The 21460-nt window shown below is 74.9% G+C and carries 21 protein-coding genes; 13 read left to right on the top strand and 8 right to left on the bottom strand.

Annotated elements, in window-relative coordinates; all coding sequences use genetic code 11:
- Nucleotides 1–96: 96 nt before the first annotated feature.
- The 5 genes from BX286_RS02090 to BX286_RS02070 all read left to right on the top strand — a co-directional run bounded on the left by BX286_RS02090 (nt 97) and on the right by BX286_RS02070 (nt 4146).
- A complete protein-coding gene (locus BX286_RS02090; protein WP_079431195.1) occupies nt 97–738 on the top strand; it encodes a helix-turn-helix transcriptional regulator in 642 nt (213 codons plus the stop codon).
- Nucleotides 735–2078, top strand: coding sequence for an MFS transporter (locus BX286_RS02085; RefSeq protein ID WP_100862151.1), 1344 nt, complete (start codon nt 735–737; stop codon nt 2076–2078). Before BX286_RS02090 ends, BX286_RS02085 begins: the two co-directional genes overlap by 4 nt.
- A 41-nt stretch (nt 2079–2119) precedes the next feature.
- Entirely contained in the window at nt 2120–2695 is a 576-nt protein-coding gene (locus BX286_RS02080; RefSeq protein WP_100862150.1) for a GNAT family N-acetyltransferase, read from the top strand.
- A gap of 120 nt (nt 2696–2815) precedes the next feature.
- Complete coding sequence (locus tag BX286_RS02075; RefSeq protein ID WP_121014409.1) at nt 2816–3463, top strand: dihydrofolate reductase family protein; 648 nt, start codon at nt 2816–2818, stop codon at nt 3461–3463.
- Between the two features lie 116 nt (nt 3464–3579).
- Complete coding sequence (locus BX286_RS02070) at nt 3580–4146, top strand: hypothetical protein (protein ID WP_079431199.1); 567 nt, start codon at nt 3580–3582, stop codon at nt 4144–4146.
- 93 nt (nt 4147–4239) lie between these two features.
- On the opposite strand, the gene BX286_RS02065 is transcribed toward BX286_RS02070, so the two are convergent.
- Complete coding sequence (locus BX286_RS02065; protein WP_079431200.1) at nt 4240–4626, bottom strand: MerR family transcriptional regulator; 387 nt, start codon at nt 4624–4626, stop codon at nt 4240–4242.
- Between the two features lie 136 nt (nt 4627–4762).
- Here BX286_RS02065 and BX286_RS02060 point away from each other — a divergent pair, with 136 nt between their 5' ends.
- The 3 genes from BX286_RS02060 to BX286_RS02050 all read left to right on the top strand — a co-directional run bounded on the left by BX286_RS02060 (nt 4763) and on the right by BX286_RS02050 (nt 6721).
- Entirely contained in the window at nt 4763–5428 is a 666-nt protein-coding gene (locus tag BX286_RS02060) for a class II aldolase/adducin family protein (RefSeq protein WP_079431201.1), read from the top strand.
- Complete coding sequence (locus BX286_RS02055) at nt 5425–5880, top strand: carboxymuconolactone decarboxylase family protein (protein WP_079431202.1); 456 nt, start codon at nt 5425–5427, stop codon at nt 5878–5880. Before BX286_RS02060 ends, BX286_RS02055 begins: the two co-directional genes overlap by 4 nt.
- 232 nt (nt 5881–6112) lie before the next feature.
- Entirely contained in the window at nt 6113–6721 is a 609-nt protein-coding gene (locus tag BX286_RS02050; protein WP_079431203.1) for a response regulator transcription factor, read from the top strand.
- Nucleotides 6722–6731: 10 nt separating this feature from the next.
- Here BX286_RS02050 and BX286_RS02045 read toward each other — a convergent pair whose 3' ends face one another.
- The 4 genes from BX286_RS02045 to lanKC form a co-directional block, all read right to left on the bottom strand.
- Nucleotides 6732–8498, bottom strand: coding sequence for an ABC transporter ATP-binding protein (locus BX286_RS02045; RefSeq protein WP_121014408.1), 1767 nt, complete (start codon nt 8496–8498; stop codon nt 6732–6734).
- On the bottom strand, nt 8495–10297 hold the full coding sequence (locus BX286_RS02040; RefSeq protein WP_121014407.1) for an ABC transporter ATP-binding protein: 1803 nt from the start codon (nt 10295–10297) through the stop codon (nt 8495–8497). Before BX286_RS02040 ends, BX286_RS02045 begins: the two co-directional genes overlap by 4 nt.
- Before the next feature lie 112 nt (nt 10298–10409).
- On the bottom strand, nt 10410–10547 hold the full coding sequence (locus BX286_RS02035) for a SapB/AmfS family lanthipeptide (protein WP_079431206.1): 138 nt from the start codon (nt 10545–10547) through the stop codon (nt 10410–10412).
- Nucleotides 10544–13183: a class III lanthionine synthetase LanKC gene (gene lanKC, locus BX286_RS02030; RefSeq protein WP_121014406.1), complete on the bottom strand. Its 2640-nt coding sequence runs from the start codon at nt 13181–13183 to the stop codon at nt 10544–10546. Before lanKC ends, BX286_RS02035 begins: the two co-directional genes overlap by 4 nt.
- A 366-nt stretch (nt 13184–13549) precedes the next feature.
- On the opposite strand from lanKC, the gene BX286_RS02025 reads away from it, so the two are divergent.
- The 3 genes from BX286_RS02025 to BX286_RS37310 all read left to right on the top strand — a co-directional run bounded on the left by BX286_RS02025 (nt 13550) and on the right by BX286_RS37310 (nt 14794).
- Nucleotides 13550–13984: a subtilase-type protease inhibitor gene (locus tag BX286_RS02025; RefSeq protein ID WP_121014405.1), complete on the top strand. Its 435-nt coding sequence runs from the start codon at nt 13550–13552 to the stop codon at nt 13982–13984.
- Between the two features lie 127 nt (nt 13985–14111).
- Nucleotides 14112–14480 carry an alpha/beta fold hydrolase gene (locus BX286_RS37315; protein WP_261993308.1) on the top strand — a complete coding sequence of 123 codons (369 nt, stop codon included), beginning with the start codon at nt 14112–14114 and terminating at the stop codon, nt 14478–14480.
- Nucleotides 14420–14794, top strand: coding sequence for an alpha/beta hydrolase (locus tag BX286_RS37310; RefSeq protein WP_261993307.1), 375 nt, complete (start codon nt 14420–14422; stop codon nt 14792–14794). Before BX286_RS37315 ends, BX286_RS37310 begins: the two co-directional genes overlap by 61 nt.
- Before the next feature lie 25 nt (nt 14795–14819).
- Here BX286_RS37310 and BX286_RS02015 read toward each other — a convergent pair whose 3' ends face one another.
- A complete protein-coding gene (locus tag BX286_RS02015) occupies nt 14820–15254 on the bottom strand; it encodes a VOC family protein (RefSeq protein WP_079431211.1) in 435 nt (144 codons plus the stop codon).
- A 79-nt stretch (nt 15255–15333) separates the two neighbouring features.
- A complete protein-coding gene (locus BX286_RS02010; RefSeq protein ID WP_121014404.1) occupies nt 15334–16056 on the bottom strand; it encodes a TetR/AcrR family transcriptional regulator in 723 nt (240 codons plus the stop codon).
- Between the two features lie 200 nt (nt 16057–16256).
- On the opposite strand from BX286_RS02010, the gene BX286_RS02005 reads away from it, so the two are divergent.
- Nucleotides 16257–17864, top strand: coding sequence for a CocE/NonD family hydrolase (locus BX286_RS02005; protein WP_121017490.1), 1608 nt, complete (start codon nt 16257–16259; stop codon nt 17862–17864).
- Nucleotides 17865–17919: 55 nt separating this feature from the next.
- Nucleotides 17920–18915 carry a hypothetical protein gene (locus BX286_RS02000; protein ID WP_167747616.1) on the top strand — a complete coding sequence of 332 codons (996 nt, stop codon included), beginning with the start codon at nt 17920–17922 and terminating at the stop codon, nt 18913–18915.
- 99 nt (nt 18916–19014) lie between these two features.
- On the opposite strand, the gene BX286_RS01995 is transcribed toward BX286_RS02000, so the two are convergent.
- Nucleotides 19015–21360 (bottom strand): M9 family metallopeptidase, encoded by a 2346-nt coding sequence (locus tag BX286_RS01995; RefSeq protein WP_261993306.1) that lies wholly within the window; start codon nt 21358–21360, stop codon nt 19015–19017.
- Nucleotides 21361–21460 lie beyond the last annotated feature (100 nt).

Here is a 21460-nt window from a genome sequence, read left to right as displayed (position 1 = left end):
CCAGTCGAGGGCCGAGGGTCCGTCCCCTCCGCCAACTCCCAAAGAAATTCTGCAAAAATACTTTTGGAAAGCCTTCGCGGGCCCTAGCCTGCCGTCATGGTCAGCGATGAACAGCGGCGCGTCCTCGATCCCGAGCACGACGCCGCGGCCCTGAAGGCCCTCACCCACCCCCTGCGCATCAGACTCCTCGGCCTGCTCCGGCAAGACGGCCCTGCCACCGCCAGTGAACTCGCGGTCAGGACCGGGGAGTCGTCCGCCGCCACCAGCTACCACCTCCGCGTCCTGGCGAAGTACGCCTTCGTCGCCGAGGCCGAGCACCGCGACGGCAGGGAGCGCCGCTGGCGTGCGGCGCACGCGGCGACCTCCTGGAGCGGCGGGGAGATGGCGGCCACGGCGGACAGCCGCGCCTACGTCGGGCTGTCGCGCCGGGTCCAGATCGAGCACCTGGAGACCTCCCTCGCCCGGCACGAGGCCGACATGGCCGCCGGGCGGCTGGGGGAGGAGTGGGCCGGGGCGGCCGGGATCAGCGACCTGCTGCCCCGTCTGACCCCCGAGTCGCTCGGCGAACTCTGGGACGCGCTCCACCACAAGCTCGACGAACTGACCGCCCGCGACGCGGCGGACCCGCGCGCGGCGCAGGTCGTCCTGCTGACCGCCGGACTGCCCCTGGCGGCGCACACCCCCGCGGCCGACACGCAGCCGGCCACCGCCCGGCCCGACGCCGCCGGCGCCCCGTGACCAGGCCTGCGCTCGCCCCGGCCGCCGCACTGCGCCGCTACGTCAAGATCTGCGCGCTCTTCTGGCTCCCGCTGGGCCTCACCATCGCCCCGCTCATCCTGCTGTTCACCGAACGCGGCATACCCATGGCGGCCATCGCGGGCTTCTTCGCCGTCCACTCGCTCACCGCCGCCGCCCTGGAACTGCCCACCGGGGGCCTGTCCGACGTGCTGGGACGCCGCGCCGTCCTGGCCACCGCCGGCCTGCTGAACCTGGCCGCCCTGACCCTCGTGGCGCTGGGCACCGCGCCCTGGCTGCTCGTGCTGGGCATGGCCCTCCTGGGCACGGGCCGCGCCCTGTCCAGCGGGCCGGCCGAAGCCTGGTACGTCGACACCGTCCGGGCGCACTCCGGCCCCGGCGCCGACCTGCGCACCGGGCTGGCCCGAGGCTCGTCCGCGACCTCCGCCGCGCTCGCCGCCGGGACACTGCTCGGCGGCGCCCTCCCGTGGCTGACCGGACTCGTACCCGGCCTCGGGGCCGGGCTCGCCGGAGCCACCGCCGGGCTGGTGGTGCCCCTGTGCCTGCCGCTGCTGCTGGGCGCGGCCGTCGAGGCCGCCTTCGTGTCGTACGTCGTGACGTCGCTGCCCGAACCGCCCCGCCCGAAGGCCACCCTGCGCCACGTCCTGCGGGACGTCCCGGCCACCGTCGCGGGCGGGCTGCGCCTGGGGGGCCGCGACGCGCTGGTCCGCCGGGTGTTCCTCAGCGCGGGGGCCGCCGGCGGCGCCGTGGCCGCGATCGAACTGCTCACCCCCCGCCGTGCCGCCGGCCTCACGGGGGCGGCGGAGTCGGGGGCCGTGCTCTTCGCCGCCCTGGCCTGCGCCGGATTCCTCTGCGCGGCCCTCGGCAGCCACCTCGCACCGCTGGCCGCCCGGCTCGCGGGGAGCGGCGAGCGCGCCGTCATGCTGGGCCTCGGCACCGGCGCGAGCGGCGTGCTCCTGCTCGGCGCCACCTCGGCGGCCACCGGAGCGGTCGCCATGGTCCTCGCGGCCACCGGCTACGGCCTGGTCTACCTCGGGCTCGGGGCGGCGGGCCCGAGCCAGAACGAGGTCCTGCACCGCCGCGTCACCGACCGGGGCAGGGCCACCGCACTGTCCGTCCAGTCCCTCGCACTGCAACTGGCCGGAGCCCTGGCCGGTCTGATCGTCGGACACCTGCCGGCGGGGCCGCTGCCCTGGCTCCTGGGAGGCGCCGCGCTCCTGGCCGGAGCCCTCCTGTGGACCCGCGGCGCCGGCCGGCCCGCTCCCGCCGCCGCCCAGGAGGCACCGTCCGGCGACCCGAGCGGGGCCCTTACCCACCGGTAAACCGTTTCCGGGCCCGGCGTCCCCGACCCTAGAGTGCGGCCGTGGAGATCACCTTCGACCGCTACGAACCCGCCCAGGCCGAGCAGCTGGTCGAGTTCCTTTCCGGCGACACCTGGCCCTTCCACGGCGCGGCCGTCGTGGAACCGGCGCAGGCCCGGCAGTGGATCGAGGAGGGCGGCTACGACGGCGAGGACCACCGTGCCTTCTGGATCACCCGGGACGGTGAACGGGCAGGACTCATCCGGCTGATGGACCTGCGCGACCCCACGCCGCTGTTCGACCTGCGGATCCGCGCCGGACACCGGGGACGGGGCCTGGGCACCGCAGCCGTGGCCTGGCTCACGGCCTACGTGTTCGACGAGTTCCCCGACGTCCGGCGGATCGAGGCCAACACGCGACAGGACAACGCGGCCATGCGCCGCGTCCTGCTGCGCAACGGCTACGTGAAGGAGGCGCACCACCGCGACGCCTGGCCGGCCCCCGACGGCGGCGTGCGCGACGCCGTCGGATACGCGATCCTGCGCCGCGACTGGCTGTCGGGCACGACGACGGTTCCCGACTGGGACGACGAGCCCGGTGCCGCCCCGGTGGCGGCGGATGACGGTCCCCGCGCGTGAGCACCGTCCCCGTACGGCTCGCCGCCGCCGGGGTGAGGCCGCGTCCGGCGCGGCGATGAGTTCGCGGGCTGCCGTCGGTCTATCTCTTGACGGAGAAGACCGACGCACAGGGAGCAAGCCATGGGACTCATCGACATCGAGATGTTCGCGACCCTCGACCTGGTCGGGCAGGCGCCCGGCGGTCCCGACGAGGACCCGGTGGGGTTCCCGTTCGGCGGCTGGCAGGCGCCCCTGATCGACGAGGCCGTCGGGGCGCAGATCGCGGCCGCGTACGAGGGGACGGACGCCCTCCTGCTCGGCCGTCGGACCTACGAGATCTTCGCCGCGTACTGGCCGCACCAGAAGGGCGGCCAGGACGGCGATTTCGCCTCGCTCTTCAACAGCGTCCCCAAGTACGTGGCCTCGCGCGGCCGGCCCGACCTCTCCTGGGCCGGGTCCTCGCTGCTCGGCCCGGACCTCGTGGACGCGGTGCGTGAGATCCGCGAACGGCACGAGCACGTGAAGGTGGTGGGGAGCCTGAACCTCGTACAGACCCTCCTGCGCGAGAAGCTCTTCGACCGGCTCGATCTCTGGCTGCACCCGGTCGTGCTCGGCGTCGGGAAGAAGGTGTTCGACGGCGGCGAGGTGCCCACCAGCCTCACGCTCCTCCAGCCCCCGCAGGCCAGCGCCAAGGGGACCGTCTTCCTGCGGTACGGGCTCGCCGACGGCACGCCCGCCACCGGGGACATGACCGCCCCCGACCGCGGCGTCGGGAACGGGCGGCACTGACACCCGCGCCGGCGGACGGATCGCGCCGGAGCGGCCGGATTCAGGCGATGGTGACCGGGTGTTATAGCGTGCCCACGTCAAAACGACGTAAAGTCCGATCATCGAGGGAATCCCGTATGACCTATCCGCCGCAGCAGGGCCCCGGCCCCTACGGCCAGCCCGGCCCGTACGCACAGCAGCCGCAGGGGTACCCGCCCCAGCCCGGGTACGCGTACCCGCCGCAGCAGGCCCAGCCGCCGTACGCCGGGGCGCCGCAGCAGCAGATGTACCCGAACCAGCCGGGGATGCCCGGGCATCCGGCGCCGCAGCAGTGGTCCGCGCCGCCCGCCCCGCCCGCCCGCAGCGGCGGCATCGGCGTCATGAAGATCCTCAAGGGCATCGGCATCGTGGTCGTCCTCATCGCGGCCGCGGTGGGCTACTTCCTGAGCCAGGACGACGCCGACCACGCCAAGGCCGGCGACTGCCTGAAGAACAACGGGACCACGGCGGCGAGCCTGGACCTCCAGGTGGTGGACTGCGGGAGCACCGGCGCCGCCTACAAGGTGGTCGAGGTGATCTCCGGGACGCTGGACACCAACCGCTGCGAGGGCAAGTCGGACCTGGGCTACTACGAGCAGACCAGGGGCTCCCGGCGCAGCTCGGGCAAGCAGTTCGTGCTCTGCCTGAACCAGATCAAGAAGTAACCGGCCGCCGGATCCGGCAGACCGGGAGCACGGTCCCCGCCGCCGACACCGCGGCGGGGACCGTCCGGCCGGCGCCGTCCGCGGTCCCGCCGGTCAGGGCGCCGGGTCCCCGGTCCGCCAGGCGGCCATCTGCTCGCGGAACTTCGGACACCTGACGATGTCCTCCTCCCCGCACCTGAGGGCGTGGGTCAGCAGCTGGTGCGCGTGCTCGAGGTCGACCATGCGCTGCTCGATCTCGCCGATCTTCGCCCGGATCATCGCCTCCCTGTGCGACTGCTCCCGCTGGAACTCCGCGATCTCGACCAGGGTCAGCCCGGCCTGCTGGCACTTGCGCAGCACCGTGATCCGCTCGGCGGCCTCCGGGGGATAGCGCCGCTGCCCGCTCTGGCGCTCGGGCGCGGGCAGCAGGCCGTGCCGCTCCCAGTACCGGATGGCCGAGGCGGGCACCCCGGTGAGTTCGGAGAGCCGGCCGATCGTCATGCGCACGTTCCACTCCTCCTGTTCCCCGCCCTCCCCGGTCAGGCGGCTTGACTTGAACCTTAGTTCAAGTTGAAGAGTGGTCGGCACGAGGACGGCGGCGGACGAGCCGCCGTCGACAGCGCAGGGGAGATCCGTCATGAGTGACGCCTACGTACGCAACGAGCGGGCCGGCCGGCTGGTGGCGGCCACGGAGCAGCTCTTCGCGGCCGGGGTGATGTCCCACTCCGGGCACGCCAACCTGAGCGCCCGGCTCGACGGAGAGCGCCTGCTCCTGACGCCCGGGCACGTCCGGGGCCTGCGGGCCGAACAGCTCGCGACCGTCGGCTTCGACGGGCAGGTCCTCGAAGGCGAGCTCAAGTCGGTCAGCGCCGAGATCATCGCCATGCACACCGCCGTCTACCGGGCCCGGCCCGGAGTCGGCACGGTCATCCACACCCACTCGCCCTCCGCGACCGCCTTCGCCCTGGCCCACCGGCCGCTGCCCTGCCGCACCGAGCCGATGCTGCGCTTCGGACAGGCCGAGGACGTCCCCGTCGTCCCCTGGGGGCCGCGCGGATCGGACGTCTCGGTGCGCGGCATCGCCGAGGTGCTGCGGCAGCGCCCCACCACCTCCGCGGTCCTGCTGGCCAACCACGGCCTCCTGGTGTTCGGCCCCGATCCCGAGGCCACCGCCCACCTGGTGGTGGCGATCGAGGAGAGCGCCGAAGCCGAGATCGCCGCCGCCGCCATCGGCGGGGCCGTGGACTTCCCGCCCGGCGCCCAGGAAGCCGTGCGCGACGCGATCGCGAAGGCCGCACGATGACCGACGCCGCCTCCCCCTCCTCCGTCGCCGCCCGCACCGAGGCCGTGCGCGACCGGTACCGCTCCACCCTCGGAACCGTCCCCGGCGGCGTGCAGGAGCGGCTCAGGCTGGCCCAGGAGTCCGGCCGGCTGCCGACCGAGGAGGCGCTCGCGGCGCTGCGCCACATCGTGCTGACGGACAGTCCGCTGGGCGCACGGGTCCAACAGCTCGTCCACTTCGGGCAGTTGCTGGCCCTCGGCCGGGCCGAACCCGCCCGGATCCACGCCCGGGGCGCGCTCCACGCGGGAGCGGGGATCGCCGATCTGGTCGGCGTCGCCGAGACGGCGCTCATCACCGCGGGCGTCCCGGCCTACGCACTCGGCACCGAGATCGTCGCCGGACTCCTGCCGCCCGAGGGCGACGGCGAACGGCGGCGGCCGGAGCCTCGGGACGGCGGCCCGGCCCCGCGCTGAGCCCGAAGGCGCCCGGAATCAGCCCTACCGCTTCACGGGGCCGGCGTCTTCCCACCGGTGCCGGGGCCGTACCTGCGGAGCGTGGCGCGGGTGCGGCGGCCCGCGCCGGGGTCCGGCCGGGCGCCGGGCTTCGGCCACGCGCGCCCGGGCGCCGCGGACGGGCACGTTCCGACCGCCTGGTTGCTGGGCACCCGCTTGGTGCCCAGCGATCACCAGGCTAGGAGAGCCCCCGATGACCAAGGTCCTCGTCCTGCACAGCGTCAGCCTCGTGAGGTCGGCGCTCGCCGCCCTGCTCAGATCCGAGGGCGGGTTCGACGTGACCTCCGCCGGCTGGCGGTCCGCCACGCGCGAGGCGGAGTCCTTACGGCCGGACGTGACCCTCGTCGACCTCGACTGTCCGGGGGCCTCGGCCACGCTGGGGCTCGCGGGAGGCACCGCCCGCCCGCTCGCCGAGCCGGGCGCACCGCTGCTGGTGCTCGCCACCTCGGGGGCGCCCGGCTCGCTCCGGCGCGGGGTCCAGGCCGAGGCCCGCGGCTACGTGGACAAGGACGGCTCGCCCGGGCGGCTCATGCGGGCCGTCCGCAAGGTCGCCGCCGGAGAGCGGTTCGTCGACCCCTCCCTGGCCTCGGCCCTGCTGGAGGCCGACCCCATGCCGCTCAGCCCGCGCGAGCTGAGCGTGCTGGCCCGGGCCGCGGAAGGCGACTCCGTCGCGGAGATCGCGCACGCACTGCACCTGGCCAGCGGCACCGTACGCAACTACATGGCCGCCGTGACCCGCAAGACCGGCGCCCGCAACCGGATCGATGCCATCCGGATATCCCGGAGGGCCGGCTGGGTCTGAGCCCGGCCCCTCACACCCGGGCGTCCCACACCCCCACCAGTTCCCGGTACAGGGCCGACCTGGCCGGGAGGTCCGCGTGCGTGCCGACGACCGCACGGCTTCCGTCGAGTACGAGGACCCGGTCGGCCCGCGCCGCGGAGGAGATGCGGTGGGCCACCACGACCAGCGTGCCGGGCCGGCCGGCGAGGGCCCGCTCGGCGCGTTCCTCGGCCGCCGGGTCGAGGTGGCAGGTGGCCTCGTCCAGCAGCAGCAGCGGAGCCGGGGAGAGGTAGGCGGCCGCCAGGGCCAGCTGCTGCCGCTCGCCCTGGGAGAGCGCCGCCGGATCGACCGGCGCGTCCGGCCCGCCCAGCCGCTCCACGAGGCCGTCCGCCCCGAGGGCCGCCACGGCCTGCTCCAGCCGCGCCCCGGGTACCGGCCCGGGGCACAGGTGGGTCAGGTTCTCGCGGACGGAGCCGGTGAACACGTACGCCTGCTGCGGCAGCAGGGTCCGCCGTGGATCGGGGCCCCGGGCGGGGCCCGGGCGGCGGGCCGGGGCGCCGGCCAGCAGCACGCTCCCGCCGCCGGGCGGCAGGAGGCCGGCCAGCAGCGCCATGAGCGTGGACTTGCCGATGCCGCTCGGACCCACGACGGCCAGGTGCTCCCCCTCGGACAGGTCCAGGTCGAGGCCGTCGAGCACCGGCTGGGCGTGGGCGCCGTACGCGAAGCGCACCCGGCGCAGCTCGGCCGCGCGCCCCCCGCCGGCCCGCAGCGGGGAAGCCGCACCGGCCGCACCGGGTTCCGGTTCCGGTGTCCCGGCGGCCGGTGACGGCTGCGGGGGACAGAAGCGGTCCAGGACCACCACGAGCCTGGTGCCCGAGGAGCCGAGGGCCCCCATGAGCGCGTCGAGCGCCGGGAGCAGCGACTGCACCAGGTAGGTGAGCGCGGCGGCCAGCGCGCCCGCGCTCAGCCCGTGGCCGAGCAGCCAGGGCGCGCCCAGGAGCAGCGCGACGACGGGCAGCCGGCCCGCCACGCCCAGCGCCAGGGTGCGCAGGGCGGTCCACCGGGCGAGCAGGTGCGTCAGCCGTTCCTGTCCGGCGATCAGCTCCCGCAGCCCGGCCCCGGCCCGCGCACCGCCCCCGCAGGCGACCACATCGCGCAGGCCCGCCGCCAGTTCACCGGTCCGCGCGGCCAGTGCCTCGTCGGTGTCGAGCGCCTTGCGCTGCACCCGGGCCACGGGACGGAGGGTGAGCAGGAAGCCGGCCGTCCCCAGCAGCAGCGGCGGCAGGACGAACAGCAGCAGGACGGGTGCCAGCGCCGCCAGCCCGGCCAGGGCGCCGGCCGCGGTGAAGACGAAGGACCGGGCGACGAGCACCAGCCCCGCGAAGGAGTCCCGGGCCATCTCGGTCTGCTGCGCCAGCCGCGACACCGCCCCGTCCCGGCCGGCCCGCGCCGGATCGGCGACCGCCCGCTCCAGGGCCTGGCGCACGGCCCGGCGCACCAGACCGTCGCGCAGCGGTTCCACCAGGTCCGCGAGCCCGCCGAACACCCCCCGCAGGGCGAGCCCGCCGAGGAGGGCGCCGGCCCCGGCCACCGCCAGCCACGCGAGGCCGGTCGCGGGGCGGGCGGCGAGGAAGCCGTCGTCGAGGGCACGGGCCACCGCGTACCCGCCGAGGAAGGTGTGGGCGGACTCCAGCAGTGACCACAGGGCGAGGGTGCGCAGCGTCCGCAGCCGGCCGCGCAGGAAGCGCCGCCCCTCGCCGCCGACCCGCCGCCAGGAGCCGGTGCCGTCCCCGCTCACCGGCCCGCCCCGCCGGCGGCCGGCCCGGCGCCGGGGTGCGGTCCGTCGCCGGCCTCCGGCCCGGCGACGGGGTCCCCGTCCCAGCCGAACAGCGAGCGGTAGCCGGGCTCGCGCCACAGCAGCGCGTGGGTCCCCGTCGCGCGGACCGTGCCGTTCTCCAGCCAGACGACGAGGTCGGCGCGGGCGGCCGTGGCGGCGCGGTGGGTCACCACGAGGCGGGTCCGGGCCCGTACCCCGTGGGCCAGGGCGTGCTCCACCTCGCGGGCGGTGACGGTGTCCAGGCCGGAGGTGGCGTCGTCCAGTACGAGCACCCGGCCCGCCCCGCAGAACGCCCGGGCCAGGCCGAGGCGTTGCAGCTCCCCGCCCGACATCGGCGCGTCGGCGAGCGGGGTGCGGTAACCCTCGGGCAGGCGGCGTACGAAGGCGTCGGCCCCCGCTGCCCGGGCCGCCGCGCGCACGGCGTCCGGGCCGGGCTCGGGCCGGGTCCCGAAGGCGATGGCCGCGCCGATGCTCTCCCCGAACAGCGCCGGCCGTGCGAAGGCGTGGCCGACCTCCCGGCGCAGCGCGTCGGCGGCAAGGTCCTCCAGCGGGGTCCCGTCGAGCAGCACCCGGCCCCCGTCGCAGGCGGTGAGGCGTCCGGCGACGGCGGCCAGCAAGCTCTTGCCGGAGCCCGACCGGCCCACCACCGCGGTGGTGGTGCCGCCCGGGAGGCACAGGTCCACGTCCCTCAGGACGGTCCGTCCGGCCCGCTCGACGCGGACCGCGCGCAGCTCCAGCGTGCCGGGGCCGTCCGCGGTGTACTCCCGGTCCCCCTGCGGGAGTTCGGGCAGTTCGAGGAGGGCGGCCGTGCGGCGTGCGGCGGCCCGGCCGCGCACCACCGCCGCGAGCCGGCCCGTGACGGCTCCGGCTCCGGCGGCGAGCCCGGCGTACCGGACGGCGGCGAACAGGCCGCCGACACCGAGCGCCCCGGCGGCGAGGCGCATCCCGCCCACGCCGAGGACCACGTACAGCAGGAGCGGCATCAGGGCGCTGGTCCGGGCTATGGCGCCCCCGTAGACCCGCCACATCTCCCGCCCCTCGCGGGCCAGTTCGGGCAGCGGTGCGAGGATGCGGGCCGCCTCCCGCCGCACGGTGCCGGCCGCGGCGATGGTGCGGGCACCGGCCAGGGCCTCGGCCAGCCGTCCGGCGAGCGCGAGCTGCACGCGCTGGTACCGGGCGACGCCGGCTCCCGACGCACGGGCGAAGGTCCGCAGCAGCAACGCCAGTACGGGAACCCCGGCCAGGAAGGCGAGGCCGGTCCACACGTCGACGAGGAACAGGGCGACGAGACCCCCGAGGGGCGGCAGCAGCGCCGTGACGGCCGTCGCCACGGCGGCGGGGACGGTCCCCGCGCCGGCGGCGTGGGCCGTGAGCCGGGCGGAGAGCTCGCCGGGGGAGTGCCGGGCCGCGTGGTGCGGTGCGGTACGCAGCAGCGCGGTCAGTCCGCGCCGGCGCAGCCAGGCCGTGGAACGGGCGTCGACGCTGCCGGTGAGCCGCGCGGTCGCCGCGTCCAGCAGCACTTCGGCGGCGGTCAGCGCCGCGCACCCCAGGGCCCACGCGGTCCCCGAGGGGTCGCGGCGCAGCAGCAGGTCGAGGGCGTGGCCGAGCACGGCCGGTTCGGCGAGCGCCGCGCACGCGGCGGCCAGCGAGCAGCCGGACACCGCGGCGGTGCGGCCGGCGCTGTGCCGGGCGGCCGCCTTCAGCGCCCGGTCGGCGGCATCGGCCGTCGCCCTCTCACCGGGGACGTCGGGCGGGGTCATCGGCAGCGGCTCCTCGTCTGTCCCGGGGCCCGGACGGGGTGCCCCGGTCACGTGGTGCGGGATGTGGTGCGGGCCCGGGCGACAGGACGTCGCCCGGGCCCGAAGGGACCGGTCAGTTACAGGTCGTGACGCTCAGGCTGCTGTCACCGCACAGGAGCAGGCTGGCGCGGCTGCCGCCGCCGTGGAGGTGGGCGGCCTCGGTGTTCTCTTCCTTCGGGGTCTCCATGGACTGCAGGTCGAGGAGCGTCATGGCTGTTTCCTTTCCTTCGAGGGTGTGTCGTGCGGGGTCACGGCCCCCCGGTGGGGGACCGGCTCTGGGGCCGCCGCGGTGCGCGGCGGCGGGAGGAAGGGCAGGTGCGCGCGGCCGCCGGTCGCGGCGCTGCCGAGGGCGAGGAGGGCGCCGGCGGTCCCGGTGGACAGGTCCATGGACAGGCGCATCATCTGCTCGCCGGGGAAGGCGAGGTGGCCCCGGTACGGCAGCGCGTGGCGGGCCAGGGCCTCGATCTGCCGGGCGATGTCCCCGGCGCGGGTGCCGGGCCCGGGGGTCGTGGTCCGGGACAGGTGCAGGATCATTCCGGCGGCGCCGCGGAAGAGGCCGGGCTGGGCGTAGAAGGTCGCCTGGGCCGCCCGGACGATCTGGGCCCGGGCCTCCTCGAACCGCTCGTCGCGGGCGTGGCGCGCATGGTCGTCGAGGACCATGCCGATGCCCACGCTGCCCGCCCCGAGGTACGGCATGGTGCGCCAGCCCTCGTCCACCTGGAGGGTGCCGAAGGCACTGGTGACGCAGTGGTCGAGGTCGCGGTGGAGGAAGCGGCCGGCCCGCAGGAGCAGTTCGGGGTCACCGGTGCGTTCGTACAGGCGCAGGTGCAGCAGGGCGATCCCGCTGTGGCCGTGGAGGAGGCCCGTCCGGCCCAGCGCGGGGGCCGCGGCGTGGGCGAGGTCGGCGCAGCGCAGGGCCGCCTCGTGCAGGGAGCTCTCGCCCGTGGACGTGCCGAGGGAGTCCAGGGCGAGGCCGATGCCGGCGAGGCCGCCGTTCAGGTCGGGGCCCGCGGACTGCCAGGGCTCGTCCAGGAGGCGTTCCGCGAGGGCGAGCGCACGGTCGTGGTGGCCGAGCCGGTGATGGGTCCAGGCCAGTCCGGCGAGGCCGTCGTAGAAGCCGAGCGGGGTGCCCGACGCCGGTTCCTTGGTACGGGCGAGCAGCCATTCCTCGGCCTCGGGCCAGGGCGCGTCACCCGTCTCGGCCAGGGCGTACAGGACGCCGGCGGCTCCGTGGCCGAAGGCGGTCCCGCCGCCGGCGGTGGCGAACTGGGCCGGGTCGCCGGGGAAGAGGCGGTCCTCACGGTCCGGGGTGGCGGTGGTGTGCAGGGCCGCGGTCAGGGAGGCGCGGGCGGCGGGCCAGTCCTGCGGCGCGGCTGGCAGGTACGGCCGGGCGGCGGCGGGTGCCGTCCCGCCGGGGGCGGTGTCCTGCGGTCCGGCGAGGATCTCCCGCACGGCCGCGTCGAGGAAGTCCCGGGGCACGGGGAACTGCGCGGCGGCGATGTCCGCCAGGTGGGCGGCCTTGCCCCGGTCCATGACGAGCAGGCTCGTCAGCGGCAGGAACAGGGCGAGGCGCAGACAGGCCAGGGCGTAGCGGTCGACGGCGAAGCCGCGCCGGTCGGGCGGGGCGACGAAGGCCGGGTTGGCCACCGTCTGGCGCAGGCCCTCCTCGACGGGGGCGGCGGCCTCGAAGTCCAGCAGGGCGACGGAGGGTTCACCCGTGTCCGGGTCCTCGGCGACCATGATGTTGAAGAGGTGCAGGTCGTTGAAGACGATGCCGCGGGAGTGGACGGCGTCCACGGCTTCCGTCACCCGCGCGTGGATCTTCAGGGCCCAGTCGGTGTAGGCGGCGAGCTCGGCGGGGTCGGGGTCGGCCTCGATCAGGGGGTGGCGGCGGGCGAAGTAGGTGTTGAGCGGTTTGCCTTCCAGGTACTCCAGTGCCAGGAAGTGGTGGTCCCCGACGGTGAAGGTGCCGCGGACGGCGGGGACGCAGTCCAGCCCGTCCAGGCGCTCCAGTGCCCTGCGCTCCCGGTGCAGCCGGGCCACGGCGTCCGCCTCGTCGGCGGCGAGCCCGGCGAAGGGGCGGGCCTCCTTGAGGACGACCGGCTCGCCGGTGCGGGTGTCGCGGCCCGCGTAGACCCCGCCGCCGTTGGAGAAGTGCAGGGCCCGCTCCACGGAGTACGGGACGTCCTCCAGGGTGACGGCCGCGCGCCGCTCCAGGTGGGGCCGTAAGAAGGCGGGCTTTTCCGCCCAGGCGGGCGGCTGGAACACCGGGCCGCGGGCGTCCGGCACCAGGCGTCCGTCGGGCGTCTCGACGGCGGGGACCAGCTCGCCGCGCTCGTCGTAGCAGTGCCGCAGGGTGAAGCTGCCGTAGCGCAGGTGGACCGGGCCGTCGTTCCAGCGCAGGTCGCTCAGGATGTACGGGCCGGGTTCGCCGGCCAGCAGGGCGTCCAGGTCCTCGGCGATGCGCCGGCAGGCGTCCGTGCCGGCCGGGTAGACGGTGATGAACTTGCCGCTCGCCGCACGGTCCGCGTACTTGGCGTTGCGCAGGTGCAGCAGGTAGCGGCTGGGCACGAACTTGAAGGCGATCCGCCGCTCCGTGCAGTAGGCGTGGACCCGGTCGAGGACGCGCTCCGCGTTGTCGAGGCCGGCCGATACGTGGATCTTCCAGCCCTGGGAGGGCAGTTCGAGGCCGGCGGGGCGCAGGGCGAGCCAGTCGCCGCTGCGGTGCGCACCCCACCCCTCGGGTACGGGGGCGACGGCCGCCGGGAAGCTCTCGCCGGCGCGCCGGTACGGTGCGTCGTAGAACCAGCGGTCGGCGTCGCAGAAGGCCGCGTGCCCGTTGTTCACACCTGCTCCCTCGGTCCTCGGTCGGTGACGGGAGCAAAGGTGGCACGCCGCGGGGAGCCCGCGACAGTCGTGTTTGTCACCAGCCCGGCGTGCGTTGCGCACGGGTCGCCTGGGGCGTGACGGGAGCCGCCACCACCGGCCGCGGGGCCCGTCACCGCCCCGATCCGGTCAGCCTGGGCGGCCCGCCGGCCCGGCCCGCCAAGGCCGCCACCGGGCGGAAGTCCGCTCTCCGGTATCCGGACCGGGTGTCCGTAAGCCGATCGTCCATGTGCGGTCGGCCTGGGTATCTGGAAGGCTCGCTCCTGCTCGGGTGCTGGATGAAAGCTCCGAGGCCGTCAAAGCCTGCGATTCGAAAGGAAATTGATCATGCGTCACCGCCTGGCCGCAGTTTCCGCCGCCGCTCTCCTCTGCCTCGGCGGCACCGCGGGCGTGGCCCGTGCCGAGCCCGCGGGCCCCTCCGGCCCGTCCGGCCCGTCCGCGCTCGTCTTCACCATCACCCAGGGGAACGACGCCGCCTCGGGCACCGTCCTGCGGGCAGCCGTCCTCAGCTGCGCCTACACCGCCGGCGGCACGCACCCCGCTCCCCGGGCCGCGTGCGACGCCGTCAACGCCGCCGGCGGCGACTTCGGCCGCCTGCTGACCGCCCCGGCCCCCGGCCGCGCCTGCCCGAAGCGCTACGACCCCCTCACCCTCACGGCGGACGGCGTCTGGCACGGCGAACGCCTCGCCTGGAAGCACACCTTTCCCAACGCGTGCATGATGTCCGCGGCCCTCAAGGACGACCCGGTCTTCGCGTTCTGAGGACCCCCTGGGAGTGGCCCGGCTGACACGGGCGGCGGAGCCGTGGAGTGTGGTTTCCGGGCGGTAGGGTCGGCGGTATGCCGCGCTCCTGGAAGACGCGTGGACCGGGTTCCGTGCGGGTCCTGGCGTGAGCACGTTCGTGCTGGTCCACGGGGCCGGCGACGTCGGCTGGTACTGGCACCTGGTCGCGGCCGATCTCAGGGCGCGTGGGCACCGCGTGGTGGCCCCGGACCTTCCGGGCGGTGACGACGCGCTGACGCTCGACGACTACGCCGACGCCGTCGTCCGGGCGGTCGGCGACCGTCGCGAACTCGTCGTCGTGGGCCAGTCGTTCGGTGCGTTCACCGCCCCGCTGGTCGCCGCCCGGCGCCCGGTCGCCTCGCTGGTCCTGGTCGCCGGGATGGTGCCCGCCCCGGGCGAGTCGGCGGACCGCTGGTGGGTCGAGACCGGCTACGCCGAGGCCGTGCGGGCCCAGGCGGGCCGGGACGGGGGCTGACCGGCAGCACGGACCCCTACGTCGGCTTCTACCACGACGTGCCCCGCGGCCTGGCCGACGAGGCGCTGAGGAGGGAACGGGCCCATCTCTCGCCGGCGGCGACCGCGCAGCCGTGGCCCCTGGAGGCCTGGCCGGATGTGCCGACGCGGTTCGTGCTGTGCACCGAGGACCGCTTCCTTCCCCCCGGCTTCCTGCGCCGGCTGGTGCGGGAACGCCTGGGAGTGGTCCCGGAGGAGATCGCGGCGGGCCACTGCGTCGCGCTCAGCCGCCCCGCCGAACTGGCCGCCCTCCTGGCCGGGCCGGGCGGGGGCTGAGACCGCAGGGGCCCGGGGCAGGGGCTCAGTCGAGGCAGAACTCGTTGCCCTCGACGTCCTGCATCGTGAGGCACGACTCGTCGAAGCCGTCGGCCCGCAGCAGCTGCACGCGGACCGCGCCCAGCGCGACCAGCCGCGCGCATTCGGCCTCCAGCGCGGCCACGCGCTCGTCCCCGACCAGTCCCGTGCCGACCCGTACGTCGAGATGGACCCGGTTCTTGACGGCCTTGCCCTCGGGAACGCGCTGGAAGAACAGCCGCGGGCCCACGCCCGAGGGGTCGACGCAGGCGAACGCCGAGCCCTGCCGTTCGGCGGGCAGCGAGCGGTCGAACTCGTTCCAGTCGGCGAAGCCCTTCGGCGGCGGCGGGACGACGTACCCCAGCACCTCGCACCAGAAGCGGGCGACACGCTCCGGGTCGGCGCAGTCGAAGGTCACCTGGAACTGTTTGATCGAAGTCACCGGGCCACGGTAGCAGGGGGATCAGATCGTTCAACCGATTTGATCCGCAGGCCCGTTGAGCGGAGTCAGGCCCCAGGTCTCAGGTGCTGTCCAGGCCGTCGACCAGGCGGTCGAGGAACCGGGCGAAGGTCTCGTCCGGGGTGGCGGGGGCCCCGGCGGAGGCGAGGGCTTCGGCGAGCTCCGGGTGGCGGCCGTCGGCGGCGACGGCGGCCAGGTAACGGGCCTCGGCCTCGGCCTCGGCCCGGCCCGGGGGCTCCGCGGCCCGCGCCTGCGCGATCTCGTAGCCGACGTGTCCGGCCACGAAGCCCGTGAGCTGGGCGAAGACCTCCATCCTCGCGGCGCCGGCCAGTCCGCTCGGCCGCAGGACGGCGAGCACGTGCTCCAGGAAGGCCAGGGTGTTCGGGCCCGGGGAGCGCCTGGTGGCCAGGGCCGCCGGCAGCCAGGGGTGGCGCAGCATGTGGGCGCGCTGGAGGCGGGCGACGGCCTTCAGGCCTGCGCGCCAGTCGCCGGCCGGCGCGTCCGTGACCGTCAGCTCGGCGCTGACGTGATCGACCATCAGCTCCACCAGCGTCTCCTTGTCGGGGGCGTAGCTGTAGAGCGACATCACGCCGGCGCCGACCTCGGAGGCCACCCGCCGCATGGTGACGGCCTCCAGCCCTTCGGCGTCCGCCACCGCTACGGCCGCGACCGTGATCGCCTCCCGGGTGAAGGAGGGCCGGCGGCCCCTGCGGGGCTCGGCCGGGCGCAGCCAGAGCCGTTCCGGGTCGACGCCGGCGCCGCCGGACTTTCCCTCGCCGGGCATGGTTTCGCACTCCCTGTCGGTGGTCTTCGGGGCGGATGTCGCCAGGTCATCCAAGCATGATCTATTCTCGTACATCGTACGGGAATAGATGGAGGAGAGACATGCCAGCACGCACCCCCCGCGCCGGATCCGCCCCCGCAGCCGCCACCGGACCCGCCTGGACCCCGCCGGCCGGAAAGCCGCCCCTGTCCTCCCGCCTGATGCGGGCCACCTGGCGGGGACTGCCGGCCGCACGGCACGCGGCCGGCTGGGAACCGGGACTGGAGGTCCCCGCCGCCGACGGCACCCCCCTGATCACCGACCACTACTTCCCCCGGGGAGAGGGCGACTTCCCCACCCTCCTGGTCCGCTCGCCCTACGGCCGGGGCATCCCCTGGTCCCCCATGTACGGGCTGCTCTTCGCCGAACAGGGCTTCCACGTGGTCGTGCAGAGCTGCCGCGGAACCGGCGGCTCGGGCGGTACGTTCCACCTCTGGCGCAACGAGGCGGCCGACGGCCTGGCCACCCTCTCCTGGCTGCGGGAACAGCCCTGGTTCGACGGAAGGCTCGGGACCGTCGGCCCCAGCTACCTCGGCTACGTGCAGTGGGCCCTCGCCCTCGACCCGCCGCCCGAACTGAAGGCCATGGTCGTGCAGGTGGGCCTCCACGACCCCCACGCCCTCTTCCACACGGACGGCGCGCTGCACCTGGAGAACGCCCTCGTCGTCGGCCTCGGCATGACCTACCAGCACCGGGGCGCCCTGCCCTTCCTCAAGGCCACCCTGCGCCTGCAGCGCCGCCTGCGCGAGGCCACCACGGCGCAGCCCCTGCGCGGAGGGCACGTCCGCGCCCTCGGAGGTGAAGTCCCCTGGCTGGACGAGGTGATGGCGCACCCGGACGCCGACGACCCCTACTGGCGGGGCGCCTCGCTCGCCGGGGCGGCGGACCGGCTGCGGGTGCCCACCGCCCTGATCACCGGATGGCACGACGCACTCGCCGGACAGACCCTCGACCAGTACGCCCGGCTGCGGCGCGCCGGATGCGAGACCAGCCTGCTCGTCGGCCCCTGGACCCACGCCTCCGCCTTCCAGCGGGGATGGCCCGAGGTGTTCGGCGAAAGCCTCGCCTGGCTGCGCGCCCACCTCTGCGAGGACTCCTCCGCTCTGCGCCCCGCGCCCGTGCGCGTCCACACCGGCGGCGAAGACCCCTGGCGGGACCTGGCGGCCTGGCCGCCGCCCGGGACCGACGACACCTGGTACGCCGCCCCGGGCGGACACCTCATCGAACGGGCCCCCACGGACTCCGCGCCGCTGGCCACCTTCCGCTACGACCCGGCCGACCCCACCCCCTCCCTCGGCGGTCCCCTGCTCTCCCGCACCGCCGGTCCGCGCGACAACACCGCCCTGGAGGCCCGCGACGACGTCCTGACCTTCACCGGTCCGCCCCTGGCCGAGCCGCTGGACGTCATGGGAGCGGTCCGGGCACGGCTGACGGTCTCCACCGACACCGGGCACGCCGACGTCTTCACCCGCCTGTGCGACGTGGACCCCCAGGGGCGCTCCGTCAACGTCTGCGACGGACTGGGCCGGGTCAGCGCGGAGGCGGGGGAGGAGGCACGGATCTCCGTTCCGATGGGCTCCACCGCCCACCGCTTCGCCGCCGGCCACCGCATACGCTGGCAGATCAGCGCGGGAGCCCACCCCCGCTACGCCCGCAACCCCGGGACCGGCGCGCCCCCGGTGGACGCGACGGCCTTCACCCCGGTGCGCGTCACGCTCCACGCGGACTCGGCCCTGACCACCCCGCGGCCGGTGTCCCCCCAGGGGTGAAACCGTCGATACGATGCGTGCCATCGGTCGGGCGGGGCGGGACGGGGGGCAGGGTATGAGCGGATACCACGGCGGCGGATACGGGGTCCCCGGCGGCGGTCCGCCACCGGCCGGAGGGCCCGCCCAGGGCCCGCAGGGGTACCCGCCCCCGCCGTACCCGCCGCAGGGGAACCCGTACGCGCAGCCGGTCCCGCCGCAGGGAAACCCGTACGCGCAGCCGGTCCCGCCGCAGGCGGCCCCCCACCCCCCGTACCCCGCGCACCTGCTGCCGCCCCCGCCGGCCGTGCCGCCGCACGTCGAACCCTCGCGCGGCAGGAAGATCCTGCGCGGGATCCGCAACCCCTTCTACGCCGCGCAGCGGACCTTCCGTCCCTCCCGGGCCGGGATCGTCCACGACCCCCAGGTCCGTACGCTCCAGCTGTGGCGGACCGCGCTGGGCCTGGTCGCCTGGGTGGGGCTCACGCTCACCTACAAGGCCGTCGTGAGCGCCGCCGACGTCAAGGCCGCGGCGGACGACCGCCTCGACCAGAGCTGGTCCAGCGTCCTGGTCCTCGTCTGCACCTTCCCGCTGGTCGTCGGCGCCTTCGTGGCCGCCGCACGGGGCGCGCAGCGCGGGGTCTACCTGCGCCGGGCCCTGCGCCCGCTCGGCTCGGTCCTGGCCCTCATGGCGTCGATGGCCACCTTCCCCGTGGCGATGGCGCCGGAACTGGCCGGACTGCGCGAGACCGTAGGGCTGCCCGGGAAGATCGTCATGGGTGTGCTCTGCCTCTGGTCGGTCGGTTTCGCGCTGTACGGCATCGGCCTCTCGCTCGTCCACGTCTTCCGCACCGCCGACATCCACGAGGTGCTGCCACCGGTCCTCGCCGGCGTCCTGGTGTGGGAGATGGCGCTGGTGGACGTGGTCACGGGCGCCTATCCCCAGGTCCCGGCGGCCGTCCGAACGGTGTTCATCCTGGGCGCCCCCGTCACCGTCACGGCGTTGTCCTGGTGGGAGCTGCGCCGCCTGGGCCGCCACCACGGGCTGACGGTCCGCGGAGCGCTCGGCCGCTGACGTCAGGCCGCTGACGTCCCGCCGGGTCAGAGCCGGGCCGGGGCAGGATCGGCCGGGAAGGCGTGTGTGCCGGGGCCCGGCCGGGCCCCGGCACAGGAGTCAGCCGGTCTGCGTCGAGAGGCTCACCCCGCTGAAGTCCTGCGTGGCGGCGAGGCTGAAGTAGACCCACCCGGCGGGCGGGTTGTCGACGGTCAGGGTCTCGTTGTTGCCGGCGCCCGTGGACTTGGCCTGGTAAGAGCCCGTGGTGGCCCAGGTGCTGCCGTTGTAGTACAGGTCGGCGTTGCCGGTGCCGCCGCTGCTGGTGATCGTCAGCTTCTTGACGCCGGCCGGCAGGTACACGAAGTGGTGGCTGTAGTTGCCGGCGGAGGCCGCGAGGCCGTCCCGGCGGCAGTTCCCGTCGAACTGGCGCGGGTCCGCGAGGGTGCACGCCGGGGTGGACGGGGCCTGCGGCAGGGGACCGCAGTCGCCGGTCGCGCAGGTGGTCGTCAGCCAGGTCGCGAACCCGGCGTCGTAGCGGGTGCCGATGGTCTGCTTCAGGAAGGCGCGGGCGCCGTTCCAGTCACCGGCCCGGTACTTGTCGAGCACGGTGTCGACGTCGGGGCGGTGCGCCTGGAGCATGTAGCGGACCGCGAGGTAGCCCCAGCGGTAGATCCGGTTCGAGTTGACGTCGGGGTTCGGGTCCTGGTCGTAGACCGTGTCGAACAGGTCGCTGAGCTTGTACGTCCCCTTGGCGGCCTCGTTGATCGCGTCTGCGTTGCGCTCGCCCCGGTAGCCGTACGAGATGTTCTCGGCGATGCCCTCCACCCACCAGATGGTCGGCGTGGTCATGCCGGCCTCGAAGTCGCCCGCCATGTCGAAGCGGCCGTCGAGGTAGTGGGTGTACTCGTGGTTGAGGTTCCAGATCTGGAAGGACGGCCGCAGCCAGTCGGCTTCGTGGGCGATGAAGCGGGCCTGGTTGCCGGGGACGGCCGGGTTCCCCTCCTCGTACATCCCGCCGTTGTCCACGTCGATGTCGTAGAGGGCCCACGCGTACAGCGAGTACTGGCTGTGGTCGTCGAACACGACCACCTCCAGGTTGGTGTTCAGGTCGCCGGGTATCGCGCCCTTGTCACCGATGATCCGGTGGAAGTAGGCGTCCTGGTTGACCAGGCCGGTACAGGTGGCGGCCAGCTGGCCGGGGGACATGTCCTGGGCGCGGATCTTCAGGCCCGGGGTGCACGTCTGCTGGATCGGCAGGACCGACGGGAGGACGCGGGCCCCCAGGTCGCAGATGGCGTACGCCGCGCAGTTGCCCTTGTCGTACTCGCGCGTGTACCAGCCCAGGTTCATGGTGATCGGGCCGGTGGGGCCGACGTTCGGGTAACGGTTGATCAGGTCCTTCAGCAGCGGCCGGACCCGGTCCTTGAGCTCGGGGACGTCGAGCGCGTAGCCGAGGTAGCGGCCCACGTTGCTGACGACGTCGAGGCGGTTGAGCTGCGCGCCGTTGCGCGTGATGAAGCCGGCCCAGGTGTCGAGGAGGGACGGGTCGGCCTTGAGGGCGGCCCGCCAGCCGCGGTCGTCGTTCTTGGCCTTGAACCCGTTCTGCACGACCCATTCGACGTGCTGCATGGCCAGGTCCATCTGGGCCGGCCAGGTGCCGTCGTAGCTGCCGAGCATCCACTTGACGACGCCGGCGTACCGGCCGGCCGTGTGGGTGCTGTCGATCAGGGTGACGGCCTCGTTGAATATCTCGCCGTTGGCGTCGGTGAGGTCCTTGGCGTGCGGGGCGGCGAAGAAGGCGTCCAGGGCGGCGCGCGACGCGCCGTCCAGTGCCGTGCCGTAGTCGCCGACGGTGTCCGCGTGGTTGTCCTGCACGTAGTAGCCGGCCCGCAGGAACATCACCAGCTGCCCGATGGCGGCCCTGTTGTCGCCCGCGTAGGACGCGGAGGCGTCGCGCAGTGCGTTGGCGACGGTCACCATCTGGGGTTCGCCGAAGGCCTTGCGGGCGTTCTCCCCGGTGAGCTCGAACAGCGGGTAGGTGCAGGTGATCCGGGGGAGGGCGGTGAGCTGCTGGACGAGCGCCCCGCCGGTGGCGTTGATCACGCCGGAGAGGTCGGCGCAGTCGGCCGCGGTGGCGGACGGGGACTGCTGCGCGGACTTGTCGTTCCTGGCCGGCTTGGCGGCGGGGGCGGGCGCGGGGGCCGGGGCCGACACCTCGGCGCTGTCCTGCGCGGAGATCCGCAGCCGGGGCGCGTTGCGCGTCGCGTCGGGGGACTTGGGGACCGGGATGGACCGGGGTGCCGGTGCTGCCGCCGCGGCCCGGCCCCCCTGTGCGCGGGCCGGGGCCTGGGCGCCGCCGGAGGCGGCCTGGCTCGGTGGTGCGAACAGGCCGAGCGCGATGAAGACGGCCGCGCCGAGCGCAGGGAGTCTGCGCGCGCCGGCCTTCGATATCCGGGAGGGACGCATCTGTGGGGGCCTCCGGGGCCGTTGAGCCGCGTGATGGGGACACGGGCTGTTGACATGTGACATGTAAAATTTCACATGCTGCAACGTTCCGGAAGGTTTT

Origin of the sequence: Streptomyces sp. 3211.6 (genome assembly GCF_003634815.1) — a bacterium.
Classification (GTDB): domain Bacteria; phylum Actinomycetota; class Actinomycetes; order Streptomycetales; family Streptomycetaceae; genus Streptomyces; species Streptomyces katrae_A.
The sequence above is the reverse complement of the archived record's forward strand: the minus strand, read 5'-3'. Positions and strand labels throughout refer to the sequence as shown.

Coding starts and splice junctions, on each gene's coding strand:
- BX286_RS02010 (WP_121014404.1), bottom strand. CDS start 16,056: ATGCCCGGCGAGGGAAAGTCCGGCGGCGCCGGCGTCGACCCGGAACGG.
- BX286_RS02005 (WP_121017490.1), top strand. CDS start 16,257: ATGCGGGCCACCTGGCGGGGACTGCCGGCCGCACGGCACGCGGCCGGC.
- BX286_RS02060 (WP_079431201.1), top strand. CDS start 4,763: ATGAGTGACGCCTACGTACGCAACGAGCGGGCCGGCCGGCTGGTGGCG.
- BX286_RS02000 (WP_167747616.1), top strand. CDS start 17,920: ATGAGCGGATACCACGGCGGCGGATACGGGGTCCCCGGCGGCGGTCCG.
- BX286_RS02075 (WP_121014409.1), top strand. CDS start 2,816: ATGGGACTCATCGACATCGAGATGTTCGCGACCCTCGACCTGGTCGGG.
- BX286_RS01995 (WP_261993306.1), bottom strand. CDS start 21,360: ATGCGTCCCTCCCGGATATCGAAGGCCGGCGCGCGCAGACTCCCTGCG.
- BX286_RS02035 (WP_079431206.1), bottom strand. CDS start 10,547: ATGACGCTCCTCGACCTGCAGTCCATGGAGACCCCGAAGGAAGAGAAC.
- BX286_RS02070 (WP_079431199.1), top strand. CDS start 3,580: ATGACCTATCCGCCGCAGCAGGGCCCCGGCCCCTACGGCCAGCCCGGC.
- BX286_RS02040 (WP_121014407.1), bottom strand. CDS start 10,297: ATGACCCCGCCCGACGTCCCCGGTGAGAGGGCGACGGCCGATGCCGCC.
- BX286_RS02090 (WP_079431195.1), top strand. CDS start 97: ATGGTCAGCGATGAACAGCGGCGCGTCCTCGATCCCGAGCACGACGCC.
- BX286_RS02055 (WP_079431202.1), top strand. CDS start 5,425: ATGACCGACGCCGCCTCCCCCTCCTCCGTCGCCGCCCGCACCGAGGCC.
- BX286_RS02050 (WP_079431203.1), top strand. CDS start 6,113: ATGACCAAGGTCCTCGTCCTGCACAGCGTCAGCCTCGTGAGGTCGGCG.
- BX286_RS02025 (WP_121014405.1), top strand. CDS start 13,550: ATGCGTCACCGCCTGGCCGCAGTTTCCGCCGCCGCTCTCCTCTGCCTC.
- BX286_RS02065 (WP_079431200.1), bottom strand. CDS start 4,626: ATGACGATCGGCCGGCTCTCCGAACTCACCGGGGTGCCCGCCTCGGCC.